Annotated in this window: 12 protein-coding genes and 1 riboswitch; of the genes, 7 read left to right on the top strand and 5 right to left on the bottom strand. The window is 63.5% G+C overall.

Annotated elements, in window-relative coordinates; translation table 11 throughout:
- Positions 1 to 139 precede the first annotated feature (139 nt).
- Positions 140 to 226: riboswitch (glycine riboswitch) on the top strand.
- A 148-nt stretch (positions 227 to 374) separates the two neighbouring features.
- From gcvT to gcvP, 3 genes are read left to right on the top strand one after another with little or no spacing between them, the layout of a single operon-like run.
- Positions 375 to 1,475, top strand: a complete 1,101-nt coding sequence (gcvT, locus tag NKH29_RS02655) for a glycine cleavage system aminomethyltransferase GcvT (RefSeq protein WP_023720130.1) — start codon at positions 375 to 377, stop codon at positions 1,473 to 1,475.
- Positions 1,476 to 1,480: 5 nt separating this feature from the next.
- Entirely contained in the window at positions 1,481 to 1,849 is a 369-nt protein-coding gene (gcvH, locus tag NKH29_RS02650) for a glycine cleavage system protein GcvH (protein ID WP_352482176.1), read from the top strand.
- Positions 1,850 to 1,865: 16 nt separating this feature from the next.
- Positions 1,866 to 4,676 (top strand): aminomethyl-transferring glycine dehydrogenase, encoded by a 2,811-nt coding sequence (gene gcvP, locus NKH29_RS02645; protein ID WP_352998949.1) that lies wholly within the window; start codon positions 1,866 to 1,868, stop codon positions 4,674 to 4,676.
- A 71-nt stretch (positions 4,677 to 4,747) separates the two neighbouring features.
- On the opposite strand, the gene NKH29_RS02640 is transcribed toward gcvP, so the two are convergent.
- A complete protein-coding gene (locus tag NKH29_RS02640; RefSeq protein WP_352482174.1) occupies positions 4,748 to 5,917 on the bottom strand; it encodes a GGDEF domain-containing protein in 1,170 nt (389 codons plus the stop codon).
- 273 nt (positions 5,918 to 6,190) lie between these two features.
- Here NKH29_RS02640 and parE point away from each other — a divergent pair, with 273 nt between their 5' ends.
- Positions 6,191 to 8,239, top strand: coding sequence for a DNA topoisomerase IV subunit B (gene parE, locus NKH29_RS02635; RefSeq protein WP_352998947.1), 2,049 nt, complete (start codon positions 6,191 to 6,193; stop codon positions 8,237 to 8,239).
- 175 nt (positions 8,240 to 8,414) lie between these two features.
- On the opposite strand, the gene NKH29_RS02630 is transcribed toward parE, so the two are convergent.
- A complete protein-coding gene (locus NKH29_RS02630) occupies positions 8,415 to 9,536 on the bottom strand; it encodes a DUF2336 domain-containing protein (RefSeq protein ID WP_352998945.1) in 1,122 nt (373 codons plus the stop codon).
- 153 nt (positions 9,537 to 9,689) lie between these two features.
- Here NKH29_RS02630 and NKH29_RS02625 point away from each other — a divergent pair, with 153 nt between their 5' ends.
- Both NKH29_RS02625 and NKH29_RS02620 read left to right on the top strand, forming a co-directional pair.
- Positions 9,690 to 10,139 (top strand): MaoC family dehydratase, encoded by a 450-nt coding sequence (locus tag NKH29_RS02625; protein ID WP_352482171.1) that lies wholly within the window; start codon positions 9,690 to 9,692, stop codon positions 10,137 to 10,139.
- A gap of 3 nt (positions 10,140 to 10,142) precedes the next feature.
- Positions 10,143 to 11,024, top strand: coding sequence for an HpcH/HpaI aldolase/citrate lyase family protein (locus NKH29_RS02620; protein WP_352790505.1), 882 nt, complete (start codon positions 10,143 to 10,145; stop codon positions 11,022 to 11,024).
- A 21-nt stretch (positions 11,025 to 11,045) separates the two neighbouring features.
- On the opposite strand, the gene NKH29_RS02615 is transcribed toward NKH29_RS02620, so the two are convergent.
- Entirely contained in the window at positions 11,046 to 11,630 is a 585-nt protein-coding gene (locus NKH29_RS02615) for a nitroreductase family protein (protein ID WP_352790507.1), read from the bottom strand.
- Positions 11,631 to 11,787: 157 nt separating this feature from the next.
- Between NKH29_RS02615 and NKH29_RS02610 the strand changes: the two genes are divergently transcribed.
- Complete coding sequence (locus NKH29_RS02610; RefSeq protein WP_023720140.1) at positions 11,788 to 12,753, top strand: RgsD C-terminal domain-containing protein; 966 nt, start codon at positions 11,788 to 11,790, stop codon at positions 12,751 to 12,753.
- A 12-nt stretch (positions 12,754 to 12,765) separates the two neighbouring features.
- Here NKH29_RS02610 and NKH29_RS02605 read toward each other — a convergent pair whose 3' ends face one another.
- Both NKH29_RS02605 and thrS read right to left on the bottom strand, forming a co-directional pair.
- A complete protein-coding gene (locus NKH29_RS02605; RefSeq protein ID WP_352640623.1) occupies positions 12,766 to 13,704 on the bottom strand; it encodes a lysophospholipid acyltransferase family protein in 939 nt (312 codons plus the stop codon).
- Positions 13,705 to 13,788: 84 nt separating this feature from the next.
- The gene (gene thrS, locus NKH29_RS02600; protein WP_023720142.1) at positions 13,789 to 15,762 is read right to left on the bottom strand and encodes a threonine--tRNA ligase; all 1,974 of its coding nucleotides are present in this window, start codon (positions 15,760 to 15,762) and stop codon (positions 13,789 to 13,791) included.
- Between the last annotated feature and the right edge of the window lie 4 nt (positions 15,763 to 15,766).

Genomic DNA, 15,766 nt, shown 5'->3' with positions numbered 1-15,766 from the left:
AACCGGCAAGCGGCGTGGTTAGCGAAGGCTTGCCTGTAAAGAAGGCCCGCAGAAGACTGCCAGTAAAAATGTCGCTGGCAGGTGACAAGGTGTCGTCCACGGGCTATGGATGACGAGTCGAGGGCTCTTAACCGAGTCCTACCTGTTTGCGGGAGAGAGCAGCGAGAGCTGCCGCCGAAGGGGAAATCGCCCGAAATCTCTCAGGCAAAAGAACCGTAGACGGGAAAGACACTCTGGAAAGTCGGGGCTTGCCCCCGCGCCGAAGGTGTAAGCGCTGCCGACAGAGTTACGGGGCGCGAGTCTCTCAGGCTTCAGACAGAGGGGCACGGACTGGTCGCCATTCGCGACCGCTTGCGTGCGACTCTGGAGATGACATGACGGGCGACGACACCAAACACCTTCCCCTCGAAGATCTGCACATGGCAGCCGGTGCGCGCTTCGGCGCCTTCGCCGGCTGGTCGATGCCGCTGACCTATCCGGCCGGCGTGATGAAGGAGCATCTTCACAGCCGCGAGCATGCCGGCCTGTTCGACATCTCGCACATGAAGCTGTTCGAAATCAGCGGCCCGGGCGCAGCAGCGCTTCTGAACCGCGCCTGCCCGTTCGATGCCGGCGCGCTTCAGGTTTCCCAGTCCAAATACACGTTCTTCCTCAATGAGGCCGCCGGAATACTCGACGATCTGATCGTCACCAGGCTCGGCGTCGAGCGCTTCATGATGGTCGCCAATGCCGGCAACGCCGCCGCCGACGAAAAGCATCTGCGTGAACTTGCCGAGGATTTCGACGTGAAGGTGGACGCGCTCGACCGCGTCTTCCTGGCCATCCAGGGCCCCGAGGCATGGGCTGCCCTTTCCCGCGCCGGCATCGAGACCGGTTCGCTGGTGTTCATGCACGGCATCGAGCCGCGCGAAAACTGGTTCATGAGCCGGTCGGGCTATACCGGCGAAGACGGTTTCGAGATCGGCCTGCCGGAAGCGGACGCGCGAACCCTCGTCACCAGGTTGCTCGAGGACGAGCGAGTGATGTGGATCGGCCTTGCCGCCCGCGACAGCCTGCGGCTCGAAGCAGGACTGTGCCTGCACGGGCTGGACGTCACGCCGGAGATCGATCCGGCCAGCGCCGGGCTGATGTGGGCCATCCCCAAGGAGGTTCGCGCCTCTGGCGCGTTCATCGGCGCCGATGCATTGCGCGCCATCCTGGAGCGCGGCCCGGCGCAAAAACGCGTCGGCCTGAAGCCGGACGGCCGCCAGCCGGTGCGCGCCGGTGCTGCCCTTTTCGACGCCGACGGCAACCCTGCCGGCCATGTCACCTCAGGCGGCTTCGGCCCCTCGGCCGGTCATCCGGTGGCAATGGGCTACGTCCGGACGCCGCTTGCCAAGCCCGGCACAAGACTGTTCGCCGATGTCCGCGGGACGAAAATCCCGGTCGACATCCACCCCTTGCCCTTCACGCCCCATCGCTACCGCAAAGGATGATTTCAATGGCAAAGACCTATTTCACCGAAGATCACGAATGGCTTCGCGTCGAGGGCGGCATCGCCACCGTCGGCATCACCGATTACGCGCAGCAGCAGCTCGGTGACCTCGTCTTCGTCGAACTGCCTGAGCCAGGGAAAAAGCTGGCCAAGGGCGATACGGCCGTGGTGGTCGAATCGGTCAAGGCGGCATCGGACGTCTACGCACCGGTCGACGGCGAGATCACCGAAGCCAACACCGCGCTGTCGGCCGATCCTTCGCTCGTCAATTCGGCGGCAACCGGCGACGGCTGGCTGTGGAAGATGAAGCTGGCCAATGAGAGCCAGCTCGACGGCCTCCTCGATGAAGCCGCTTACAAAGCCCATATTGGTTGATAGCAGGACCAGCAAGATGACCGCAGCACCCTACCCCTTCTCGGCTCGCCATATCGGCCCGGGCCTCCAAGACGTCAGAGCCATGCTGGCCACGATCGGCGTTCCCTCGGTCGAGACGCTGATCAGCCAGGCAGTGCCGAAGTCGATCCGGCTCGACCGTCCATTGGCCTTGCCCGCCGCTGCAAGCGAAGCGGAAGCGCTGACCGAGCTCGCGGCGACGATGGCAAAGAACACGGTGCTGAAGAGCTTCATCGGTACCGGCTATCATGGCGTCCACGTGCCGCCGGTGATCCAGCGCAACCTATTCGAGAACCCGGCCTGGTATACGGCTTACACGCCTTACCAAGCCGAGATCAGCCAGGGCCGGCTGGAAATGCTGTTCAACTTCCAGACGCTGGTCACCGAGCTGACCGGCTTGCCGGTGGCGTCGGCCTCGCTGCTCGACGAGGCGACGGCGGTGGCCGAAGCGGTCGGCATTGCGCTGCGCCATCATCGCGACAAGCGCACCAAGGTGGCACTGGCCGGCACGCCGCACCCGCAGACGCTGGACGTCGTTCGCACCCGCGCCGAACCGCTCGGCATCGAGGTCGACGGCGAGGTGATCGACGACAACACCGCCGCCCTGCTGGTCTCCTGGCCCGATACATTCGGCGTCTATGGCAATCACAAGGCAGCGATCGACAAGGCCCGCGCTGCCGGCGCGCTGGTGGTCTTCATTGCCGATCCGTTGGGCCTGACGCTGACCGACGCGCCAGCCAGGCTTGGCGCCGACATCGCCGTCGGCCCGATGCAGCGTTTTGGCGTGCCGATGGGCTTTGGCGGGCCGCACGCCGCCTATTGCGCCGTGTCCGACAGGCTGACGCGGCTGATGCCCGGCCGGCTCGTTGGCCAGTCGACGGACAGCAAGGGCCGTCCCGGATATCGCCTGGCCTTGCAGACACGCGAGCAGCATATCCGCCGCGACAAGGCGACCTCCAACATCTGCACCGCACAGGCGCTGCTCGCCAACATGGCGACGGCCTATGCGATCTGGCATGGCCCTGCCGGGCTGCAGGCGATTGCCGGCCGCGTCCACACGGTGGCCAACCGCCTGGCTGCCGGCCTCAAGGCAGCAGGCGTTTCGGTGCTCGGCGGAAGCCGCTTCGACACGGTGACCGTGGAAGTGAAGGGCAGAGCCGCCGCACTTGCCGCCGCCGCCGAGAAGACCGGCCGGCTGCTGCGTGTCATCGACGCCGACCATGTCGGCATCAGCTTTGACGAGACCTCCACCGAGGCCGATCTGGAGGCGATCGCAGCACTTTTCGGCGCCAAGGCCGGCGTTGCCGCCGGCAGTTCCATGCCAGGAAAACCGCGCGGCAAGGAGTTCCTCACCCAGCCCGTCTTCCGCGAAAACCACTCGGAAACCGACATGATGCGCTTCTTGCGCCGGCTGTCCGACAAGGACCTGGCGCTCGACCGCGCCATGATCCCGCTCGGCTCCTGCACCATGAAGCTCAACGCCGCCGCCGAAATGATGCCGGTAAGCTGGCCCGATGTCGCCAACCTGCATCCCTTTGCCCCGGCGAGCCATTCGGTAGGCTATCGCGCCATGATCGACGAGTTGGAAGGCTGGCTGGCGGAGATCACCGGCTTCGACGCGGTGACCCTGCAGCCCAATGCCGGCAGCCAGGGCGAATATGCCGGGCTGCTCGCCATTCGCGGCTATCATTTGTCGCGTGGCGAAGGCCATCGCACCGTCTGCCTGATCCCGTCCTCGGCGCATGGCACCAATCCGGCAAGTGCGGCCATGGCCGGCATGAGTGTCGTCGTCGTGCGCTGCACCGAGGACGGCAATATCGACATGGAAGACTTGCAGGCCAAGGCGGCCGAGCATGCAAAAGACCTCGCGGCGCTGATGTTCACCTATCCTTCGACGCATGGTGTTTTCGAGGAAGGCGCGCGCGACCTCTGTGCGCTCGTCCACAGCCATGGCGGCCAGGTCTATTTCGACGGCGCCAATCTCAACGCTCTGGTCGGCCTCGCCCGTCCCGGCGATATCGGTGCCGATGTGTGCCACATGAACCTGCACAAGACCTTCTGCATTCCACATGGCGGCGGCGGCCCCGGCGTCGGCCCGATCGGCGTCAAGGCGCATCTGAAGCCATATCTGCCCGGCCACGTCACCGAAGGCTCGGCCCATGCCGTGGCGGCGGCACCGTTCGGCAGCGCCTCGATCCTGCCGATCACCTGGATGTATATCCGCATGATGGGCGCTTCCGGCCTGAAGCAGGCGACCGAGACGGCGATCATCTCCGCCAACTACGTGGCGACGCGGCTTGGCGAGCATTTCCCCCTGCTTTACAAGGGGCGCAACGGACGCGTTGCGCATGAATGCATCCTCGACACCCGCGTGCTCAAGGACAGCGCCGGCATCAGCGTCGACGATATCGCCAAGCGGCTGATCGACTATGGCTTCCACGCGCCGACCATGTCGTTCCCGGTGGCCGGCACGCTGATGGTCGAGCCGACCGAATCCGAGCCCAAGCGCGAGCTGGATCGTTTCTGCGAAGCCATGATCGCCATAGCCGGCGAGGCAGCCAAGGTGGCGAAGGGCGAATGGCCCTTGGCCGACAATCCTCTGGTCAATGCGCCACATACCGCCGCCGAGGCGTTGGCCGGCCAGTGGACCCATCCCTATTCGCGCCTGGAAGCGGCCTACCCCGCCGGCGATGCCGATACGGCGGCAAAATACTGGCCACCGGTGTCACGCATCGACAACGTCGCTGGCGACCGCAACCTGGTCTGCTCCTGCCCGCCGCTGTCGGAATATCTGGGTGCGGCGGAGTAGACCATGATCCCGAAGAGTGGAATCCGGTTTTCGGACAAGATCATGGTCTAACAAGAAGATAGAAGCCTCAATCAGGCAGAACGCAAGGCCGGCCCGTCGGCCTTGCTCGCCCTGTCCCGGGCGATGACGCGATTTCGCCCGGCGCGCTTTGCCGCATAGAGCGCGGCGTCGGCTTCGGCCAGCACATCATCGAGACCGGTGCCGCTCGTCCCACCAAAGCCGATGCCGCCGCTGACTGTGCTTCGCAACGGACCAAGCTGGGTGGCCACGACTTCCGTACCGAAGGCGACGCTGATCTTGCTCGCAATGTCATAGGCTTTTTCTTCCGTCATCCGCGACATGACGAGCACGAATTCCTCGCCGCCCAGCCGGAAGGCGTCGACGCCGGTTCTGGCGTATTTCCTGATGACGGCGGCAAAGCGGCGCAGGACCTGGTCGCCGACCGGATGACCGAATACGTCGTTCGTCCTTTTGAAATGGTCGAGGTCGAACATGGTGACGGACATGAACGGACCGAAGACCCGCTCGCCGTAGAGTGCCGTTAACGCCCGCCGGTTCATCAGCCCGGTCAATGGATCGGTCATCGTCTCGGCCTTCAATTCGATCTGCGCCTGCAAATGGTGCAGGGAGAGCGTTAATGCGCCAAGCCCGGTCATGCAGGCGACGGCTACGACGGAATTCACCCGCTCGGCCCAATTGTCCGGTGCTACGCCGAGCACCCACTGGCCCTTGACCAGCAGGACCGCGCCGCAAAGTCCGAACGACAGCGCACAGACGCCGCTCAGGAACGATACGACCAGCAATATCCGGCGATCATGACCACCCTCAATCCAGAACATCGCCCCGATAAGCGAGAGTAGCGCCGTTACCGTCGCATAGGTGACAATGAAGCCGACACCATCAAACCCGAGATACGTCGCGCCCGCGCAAACAGCCATCGCAGCCAAGGTTGGCAAGATGGCGCGCCTATAGTCGCGCATGCTGAGATATTGCATGGCCGACAGGCAGATAATCAGGAAGCCGAGGCTGAGAAGAGCAAGCACGATCTGGCAAAGCCAGGGGCTTGGATCTCTTGTGTAATGCCAAAACAAGACCACATGTGCGACGAGCACGAGAATGCCGCACGCCACCGTCAGCACAAAGCGTGCCTGTGGCGCGGTGAACCAGATCGCAAACATGGTGATGCTGAGGCACGTGCCCGACAGCGCCGCTGCGAGCAGGAGCGAACTGTAATCCAACATGCTTAAGCGACAGCCTCTTGAGGGTTTCGCTGCATTCTAGGTCAGCGACAGTCCGCGGATATCGTTTTTCAGCCAACCTTTCGGCGTAACCTTCGGACAAGGTTTACAAAGCGTCGATGCTCCAAGCTTCGACCCCATTTCCGCCGCTTGGTTGTCGAATGGTTTTGCAGTAAGAGGCTCTATCCTCGAACGTAACAGGAACCTCCGTCGCCTGCCCGCAAAAAGCGTGGCAGTATCGGGTGGTGATTCGCAGCATCGGAATCCAGGACCGGCATGGAAGACAATAACGATCTTTTCGGCAATTTGGGCAAGCAGCCGCAACCGGCTCGCGCCGCGCGCCCGGCCGACCCGCTGGTGCAGGCGGCGAAGCGGCCGGCGCCCCGCGATGCCAGCGAGAGCTATAGTGCCGCCGATATCGAGGTGCTGGAGGGGCTGGAGCCGGTGCGCCGCCGCCCGGGCATGTACATTGGCGGCACCGACGACAAGGCGATGCACCATCTGTTCGCCGAGGTCATCGACAATTCGATGGACGAGGCGGTCGCCGGCCATGCTACCTTCATCGATGTCGAGCTTTCCGCCGACGGATACCTGTCTGTAACCGACAACGGCCGCGGCATTCCGGTCGATCCGCACCCGAAGTTCAAGAAGCCGGCGCTCGAACTCATCATGACCACGCTGCATTCAGGCGGCAAGTTCGACAGCAAGGTCTACGAGACCTCGGGAGGCCTGCACGGTGTCGGCGTTTCCGTGGTCAACGCGCTGTCCGACCATCTCGAGGTCGAGGTTGCGATTGGGCGCAAGCTCTATCGCCAGCGCTTCTCGCGAGGCGTTCCGGTGACCGGCCTGGAGCAGCTCGGCGAGGTGCACAACCGGCGCGGCACGAAGATCCGCTTCCATCCAGACGAGCAGATTTTCGGCAAGGGTGCTGCGTTCGAGCCGGCGCGGCTCTACCGCATGGCGCGGTCAAAAGCCTATCTGTTCGGCGGTGTCGAAATCCGCTGGACCTGCGATCCCTCGCTGATCAAGGAAAAGGACACGACGCCGGCCAAGGCAGAATTCCATTTTCCGGGCGGCCTCAAGGACTATCTGAAAGCCTCGCTCGGCGACGAATTCCAGGTGACCCGTGAAATGTTCGCCGGCAAGAGTGAGAAGCAGGGCGGTCACGGCTCGCTCGAATGGGCGGTGACCTGGTTCGGCGGCGACGGTTTTATAAATTCCTATTGCAACACCATTCCGACAGCTGAAGGCGGCACGCACGAGGCCGGCTTCCGCAACGTTCTGACGCGCGGCTTGCGCGCTTATGCCGATCTGGTCGGCAACAAGCGCGCTTCGATCGTCACATCCGAGGATGTGATGATCTCGGCGGCGGGCATGCTGTCGGTGTTCATCCGCGAACCGGAATTCGTCGGCCAGACCAAGGACAGGCTGGCGACGATCGAGGCGATCCGCATCGTCGAAAGCGCCATCCGCGACCCGTTCGACCATTGGCTGGCCGACAATCCGCAGGAAGCTTCGAAACTGCTCGAATGGGTGATCGCGCGTGCCGACGAGCGGGTGCGCCGCCGCCAGGAAAAGGAAGTGTCGCGCAAGAGCGCCGTGCGCAAGCTGCGCCTGCCCGGCAAGCTCGCCGATTGCACGCAGAATGCAGCGGCCGGCGCCGAGCTCTTCATCGTCGAGGGCGATTCGGCCGGCGGTTCGGCAAAGCAGGCGCGCGACCGCGCCAGTCAGGCGGTGCTGCCGCTCCGCGGCAAGATCCTCAACGTCGCCAGCGCCGGTAACGACAAGCTGGCCGGCAACCAGCAGATATCCGACCTGATCCAGGCCTTGGGCTGCGGCACGCGCTCGAGATACCGCGACGAGGACCTGCGTTACGACCGGGTCATTATCATGACCGATGCCGACGTCGACGGCGCCCATATCGCCTCGCTGCTGATCACCTTTTTCTACCAGGAGATGCCAAGCCTGGTCCGCGGCGGCCATCTCTATCTGGCGGTGCCGCCGCTTTATTCGATCCGGCAAGGCGGCAAGGTCGCCTATGCCCGCAACGATGCGCACAAGGACGAACTCCTGCGCACCGAATTCACCGGGCGCGGCAAGGTCGAAATCGGCCGCTTCAAGGGGCTGGGCGAAATGATGGCCGCCCAGCTCAAGGAAACCACCATGGACCCGAAGAAGCGCACGCTGCTCAGGGTGGACGTCATCGACGCCGAGGCGGCGACCAAGGATGCGGTCGACGCACTTATGGGCACCAAGCCCGAGGCCCGCTTCCGCTTCATCCAGGAACGCGCGGAATTCGCCGAGACGGAAGTGCTGGATATCTGAGCGTCTTCTGCTAGGCGAGCCGCGGACGGCGGCTGTCACTGTGCGCAAGACTTTTCCGGATTTTTCGCGAAGGATGAGGCCTGGAACGGTTCCGTTTTCACGGAAACGCCGAACCGCTCAGTTTTTTATTCTGACGCAAGTCGGAAAACCGTTTCACACTTTTCCTGGAATTGCTTTAGGCAGCCGCGATCGCCAGCGCGTGCCCGCGTGCGTTCTCGCGCAGCGCGTCGAGATGGATCGATCTGACCAGCCCGGCGAGATCGCCTTCGGCGGACTGTCCGCCCAATTCCTTCAGCATCAGCCAACTGACTTCCTGGACGCCGGCGAGGCGTTTGCCATTGGCGACCTCACGCCAGACCTTCAGCGCGCGCAGGATGATGGCGTGGGTGGCAGCGGCAAGCCCGGCGCTGCGGAACAGTGCCTGCAACGCTATGTCATGCCCGCTGGCCAGCAGTGCCCTCACCCGTTGCTCGGGCTGCTGGCTGAGCGCGACCAGCGCCGAACCAAAGAAGTCGACCTTGCCGTGCGCGATGGTGCGGATGACGAAGCTTGCAGTCAGGTCGCCGCGCAGGCGCAGATGTTCGACAAGTGCGGTATGTTCCTCCGCCCGCGTGCCTTCGATCAGTGTCACCGAAGCCTTGACGCAAGCATCGCGCGTGATGCGCTCGGCCCTGGCGGCGCCCATCAGCGCCAGCACCAATGGCGACCCCTTGAGCATCTCCCCTAGCTTGACCAGCAGCATATGCCGGCAGTCGGCGGGCAGCCGGATGTCGGCGATCAGCGCCTCGCGCACCAGAGGCAGATGGCCGTGACGCTCGGCCATGCGGCGAAAGCTGACGGATGCGATGTCGGCGCCGCTATTGGCGAGCAGCGTGGTGCAGGCTTCCGGCTCACCGACCTCGGCGATCGCTGCCGCAACCGACATCGAGACGCGCGGCCGGTCGGCGATCACCTTCTGCGTCGCTTTCTGGCCGCCGGCAACCCGATCAATCAGGTCGGAATCGGTAAGCAGCGGCGAGCGCGCCAGTACCAAAGCGGCCACCTCGGGCTGGTCCGAAGCCAGCGCGCTGACGATCTGCGGCGGCGCATGATGGCTCATGGAAAGCGCGTCGGCGATCGCCAGCCGCACCTTTGACGATGCGTCATCGAGCAGCAACGTCAGCGCCGCCTCGGCAGCGCAGCGGTCCTCGAAAGGCAGGTCCGAATCGACATAGGCGCGAGCCAGCGCGCTTGCCGCCGCAGCACGCTCCGACACCTTTGCCGTGTGGATCCATTTCAGGAAATGCGAAACGACCATGTCGCCTGCTTACGCCCCTTTGCCAGAACGCTTCTGGCGCCTGTCGGGACCGTAGGCACAAATGGTTTACGAACGGTTCACCATGTTCGTTAACTGGCTTGCGAGCCCGGTATGCAACGCCTATCAACCCTTAAGCAGTGGAGGAGACAGACCATGGCCGGCCTTTACCTTGAGGAGTTCGTTGTCGGCCATGTGTTCAAGCACACGCTGCGCAAGACCGTGACCGAAAGCGACAACATGCTGTTTTCGGTGATGACGCTGAACCCGCAACCGCTGCACATCGATTTCGACTTCGCCGCCAAGAGCGAATGGGGCAAGCCCCTGGTCAATTCGCTGTTCACGCTTGGCCTGATGATCGGCATCTCGGTCAACGACATCACCGTCGGCACCACCATCGCTAATCTCGGCATGAAGGAGACGGTGTTTCCGCACCCCGTCTTCCATGGCGACACGATTCGCGTCGAGACCACGGTGGTTTCGGTGCGCGATTCCAGGTCGAAACAGGACCGCGGTATCGTCGAGTTCGAGCACCGCGCTTATAACCAGAACGACGTGCTGGTTGCCAGATGCACGAGGCAAGCCATGATGATGAAAAAGGCATAGCCGATGCGTTCCCTGCTCTTCGTTCCCGGCGATTCGGAAAAGAAGCTGGAGAAGGGCTTTGGCGCGGGCGCCGACGTGGTCATCGTCGATCTCGAGGATTCGATTGCCGCGCAGAACAAAGGTCTGGCGCGCGACACAGCGGCGCATTTCATCTCCGAGCACAGGCACCGAACCAGCTCCGCGATCTATGTGCGCGTCAACGATCTTTCGACCGGACTGACCGACGACGATCTGGCGGCGCTCGTGCCAGTGAAGCCCGACGGCATCATGCTGCCTAAGTCGAACAGCGGACTGGATGTCCAGCATCTCTCGGCCAAGCTCAGGGTGCACGAAGCTGAAAGCGGCCTGCCGGATGGCGCGATAAAAATCCTGCCGATCATCACAGAAACGGCCGCCGGCGTTCTGGCCGCCGTGACCTACGCCAAGGCAAGCGCGCGGCTTGTCGGCGTCACCTGGGGCGCGGAAGATCTGTCGGCGGCAATCGGCGCGCGCTCGACGCGCGACGCGAATGGCCGCTACACGGATGTATTCCGCTTCGCCCGCACCATGACCCTGCTTGCGGCGAATGCCGCGGAAGTCGCGGCGATCGACACCGTCTTTCCGGATTTTCGCGACATGGCCGGCTTCGAGGCCGAATGCGCCGAGGCCGAGAGCGACGGCTTCACCGGCAAGATGGCGATCCATCCGGCGCAGGTGCCGGTCATCAACGCCGCCTTCACGCCTTCGGCGCAAGCGGTGAAAAATTCGCTGGCGATCGTCGAGGCATTCAAGGCGGCGGGAAACCCCGGCGTCGTCGGCATCGACGGCAAGATGTACGACCGGCCGCATCTCAAGCTCGCCGAGCGGCTCCTGGCGCGAGCCAGGGCAGCGGGGCTTGACGCTTAGGGTCTGGTTCCGGGTCGAAAATTATCCCACCCACGGCCCCGAATAGTCGGCGTAGAGCTTTGCCGGATCGGGCCGTGGCCGCTCCGGCGCTGGCCCCTGATAGGAGCCGATATGGACAAAACCGACGACCCGCTCATGCGGCGCCAGACCGAGGATCGCCCTGCCCTCTGGCACGTCGGAATACCAGTTGCTGATCATGTTGGTACCGTAGCCCAGCGCATTGGCGGCAAGCAGCAGGTTCATCGCAGCCATGCCGCCGGACAAGAACATCTCCCATTGCGGGATCTTTGGATTTTCCCTGGGGATCGAGATCACGCCGATGACCAGAGGCGCCCGCGAAAAGCGTGCCAATTCCTGGTTGCGGCGGCCTTCCGGCAACGGCCCTTCGCGCTGTTCGGCAAGTGCTGCCAACTCCTTGCCGATCTCGACGCGAGCCTCGCCGCGATAGAGGATGAAACGCCAGGGCTCCAGCCGGCCATGATCCGGCACCCGCGAGGCGGCGGCGATCATGATCGCGATCTCCGCATCGCCCGGTGCCGGCTCTTTCAAATCCGGGATCGGCGCGGAATTTCGGGTCAGCAGAAAATCGATGATCGGCGACGCCATGGGCGCAAGTCTCCTGGAATTTGAGCTGAAGCGCGCCATCGGGATATCGGGCGGCTCGGGGCATTGGCGCGACGCGCCGGACAAAGAGCCCTCTAGCAGAAGCCGACCGGACTCTTAAGCCTTGAAATTGCCACCGCATTGGGCTTCAACGCAAGGCATGTTTGAGGGGACATTGCGTCTTTTCCTGATATGGCTCGCTGCCGCACTGTTGATGGTGCCGGTTTCGCTTGCCGCCGCCCAGAATGTAGACGGCCTCAGTGATCTGAAACTTCCCGGAATTTCGGGCTATGCGCCTCCGAAAAGCGAGACATCGCTGGCATTGGGCAGCAGCGGGGCGATCACGCTGTCGGCGCAATTGACCGACAAGGGTGCCGACATCACGCGCGGCATCGTCTGGCGCGTCTTCAAGCCCGAATCGGCCAGCGACGGCAAGCTGCCGATGGTCGCCTCCGCTCATGGCGGCACCGCCGTATTCCAGCTCGAGCCGGGTTCCTATCTGGTCCATGCCTCCTACGGGCGGGCCGGCGCCACCAAGCGCATCACCGTCGGCAAGGAAGCCAAGCGTGAGAGCCTCGTGCTCGATGCCGGCGGCCTCAAGCTTGATGCCGTGCTGTCGGGAGGGGTGCGCATACCGCCGAAGAAGCTGCGCTTCTCGATTTATGAGAGCCACGCCGCGGCCGATGGCGATCGCGCGCTGATCATACCCGATGTCGAGCCGAACAGCGTCGTGCGGCTCAATGCCGGCACCTACCACGTTGTTTCGACCTATGGCGCTGTGAACGCGGTCATCCGCTCCGACATCCGCGTCGAGGCCGGCAAGCTGACCGAAGCGACGGTCGAGCATCGTGCCGCCGAGATGACCATGAAGCTGGTGCGCGAGCCGGGCGGCGAGGCGATCGCCGACACCTCCTGGTCGCTGCTGAACGAGTCCGGCGACCCGATCAAGGAGACCGTCGGCGCCTTTGCCTCGATGGTGCTGGCCGAGGGCGACTACACCATCATCGCCAAAAACCGCGACCGCATCTACCAGAAGGATTTTACGGTGGTGGCCGGACACAATCAGGACATCGAAGTCCTGGCAACCGAAGCTTCGGCCATCGATTCCGAGGAAGGCGCCGACTAAGCCGCGCCCCCTCTAGGCTGCTTTGCGCATGCGTCGCGCCAGCAACGGCACGCGGCCAGTCGTCTCGGCCGGCGCCAGATCGAAGACGCCGCGCTGAAGGCGGTCGAGCAAGGCCTTGCGGTCTCGCAGCGGCTCCAGTTCGTCCCACCCCAGCACGTCGCCGACGCGCACGTCGATCGATTTGCCGGAGAGCCGCGCAAATTCACGGATGAGCAGCGATGTGCGCAGTGTCAGCGAGGCCTTGCCGACGAATTTCGCCACACGCCCGTCGCGTTCGGCCATGTTCATCGGTCCGCTGACCAGATGGAACAGCCGGCCGTTCTGGCCCGAAAAATGCAATGGGATGACCGACGCCTTTGCGTCCTGAACGAGACGGGCCGGAAACACCTTCCACGGCAGATCGCGTGCCCGGCCAAACCCCTTCGGCGCGGTGGCGACACCTCCCGCCGGAAAGACGACGATGGTGACGCCCTCCTTGAGCAGCCGCACCGCTTCATGGCGGACCGCCATGTTGTTCTTCAGCGCGTCCTTGGTCTCGGAAAAGTCGATCGGCAGCGAATAGGGCTCCATCTCGCGGATCTTGAGCAGATCCTTGTGGATCATGACGCGGAACGGTCGGCCGAGCTGCTCCGCCAGCGACAACACGGCAATACCGTCGCCGATGCCGAACGGATGGTTGGCAACAATCACCAGCGGCGTGTCGGGCAGGTTTGCCGGCGGCCATTGACCGGCGGTCCGCACCCGGACGTCGATCAGCTCCAGCATGCGGCCGAACACGCGCTCGCCGTTCGGCACCACTTGCCGGCGCCAGAAATCATAGAGTGCGGCGAAGCGATCACGTCCCGACAGGCCTTCGACCGAGTGGATGAACCAGCGCGTCAGCGCCGGCTGATGCGGACCGGCATAGGAGAGCTCGGGAAACGGTCTTTCGCGCATCTTCAGCTTGAGCATGGGGCTCGCTACACAATTGGCGTGACAAGCATATGAAAATGGCGGTGGAGCGATCCACCGCCATTTCGTTGCTAATTGGCCGGCTCAGGCCGCGCGGCGCTTGCGGTCGGGTGTCACCGCCTCGTCGGAAAGCAGTTTCACGGCGGCCGCGAGGCCAAGCGATTCCTGGTCGCGCGACCCGAGACGGCGGACATTGACCGTTTCTTCCTCAGCCTCACGCTTGCCGCAAACGACGATGACCGGCACCTTGGCAAGGCTGTGCTCGCGGACCTTGTAGTTGATCTTCTCGTTGCGCAGGTCGGTTTCGGCGATCAGCCCGGCCGCCTTCAGCTGCGCAACGACTTTTCGCGCGTAATCGTCGGCATCGGAAGTGATCGTCGCCACCACCACCTGCAGCGGCGCGAACCAGAGCGGGAAATGGCCGGAATAATTCTCGATCAGGATGCCGAGAAAACGCTCCATCGAACCGCAGATGGCGCGATGCACCATCACCGGCTGCTTCTTTTCCGAATCGGAGCCGATGTAGAAGGCGCCGAACCGTTCCGGCAGGTTGAAGTCGACCTGCGTGGTGCCGCATTGCCAGTCGCGGCCGATGGCGTCCTTCAGCACATATTCGAACTTCGGCCCGTAGAACGTGCCCTCGCCCGGATTTACGCCCGTCTTGATCCGGTTGCCCGACCGCGCCGCGATCTTGTCGAGCACGTCCTGCAGCACGCCCTCGGCGTGATCCCACATCGCGTCGGTGCCGACCCGTTTTTCGGGGCGGGTCGCCAGCTTGACCGTGATTTCGTCGAAGCCGAAATCGGCATAGGTCGACAGGATCAGGTCGTTGATCTTGATGCACTCGTCGGCGAGCTGTTCCTCGGTGCAGAAGATGTGGGCATCGTCCTGGGTAAAGCCGCGCACCCGCATCAGCCCGTGCAGTGCGCCGGACGGCTCATAGCGATGCACATTGCCGAATTCCGCAAGTTTTACCGGCAGATCGCGGTAGGACTTCAGCCCGTGTTTGAAGATTTGGACGTGGCCGGGGCAGTTCATCGGCTTCAGCGCAAACACCCGGTCGTCGTCGGTGTCGTCGCCGGCGACCGTCACCTTGAACATGTTGTCCCGGTACCAGCCCCAGTGGCCTGAGGTCTCCCACAGGCTCTTGTCGAGCACCTGCGGCGCGTTGACCTCCTGGTAGCCCTGCTCGTCCAGGCGGCGGCGCATGTAATTGACCAGGTTCTGGAACATCCTCCAGCCCTTGGCGTGCCAGAACACGACCCCGGGGCCCTCCTCCTGGAAATGGAACAGGTCCATCTCACGGCCGAGCTTCCTGTGGTCGCGCTTCTCGGCTTCCTCCAGCATCGTCTGATAGGCTTCGAGCTGCGCCTGGTCGGCCCAGGCCGTGCCGTAGATGCGCGTCAGCATCGGGTTGTTGCTATCGCCGCGCCAATAGGCGCCGGCGACCTTCATCAGCTTGAAGGCGTTGCCGATCTGGCCGGTCGAGGCCATGTGCGGACCGCGGCAAAGGTCGAACCAGTCGCCCTGCGCATAGATCTTGAGATCCTGATCCTCGGCGATGGCGTCGATCAGCTCGAGCTTGTAGCGCTCGCCCTTGTCGGCAAAGATCCTTTTCGCCTTTTCACGCGACCACACCTCTTTGGTGAACGGCTTGTTGCGCGCAATGATCTCGCGCATCTTCTTCTCGATCACCGGGAAATCGTCGGGCGTGAACGGCTCGTTGCGGGCGAAGTCGTAGTAGAATCCGTTCTCGATCACCGGCCCGATGGTCACCTGCGTTCCCGGCCAAAGTTCCTGCACGGCTTCGGCCAGCACGTGCGCGGCATCATGGCGGATGAGCTCCAGCGCACGCGGATCCTCGCGGGTGATGATTTCGAGCTTGCCTGATTTGCCGATCGGGTCGGAAAGGTCGCGCAACGTGCCGTCGATGCTGTAGGCAACGGCCTTCTTGGCCAGCGACTTCGAGATCGATTCCGCCAGGCCGGCGCCGGTCATCGCCGCGTCGTAGTCGCGGACGGAGCCATCGGGAAATGTCAGGGAAACGGAATTCAGCATTAAA

The organism is Mesorhizobium sp. M1295 (genome assembly GCF_040318135.1).
GTDB lineage: Bacteria > Pseudomonadota > Alphaproteobacteria > Rhizobiales > Rhizobiaceae > Mesorhizobium.
This window is presented reverse-complemented; position numbering and strand designations above follow the sequence as displayed.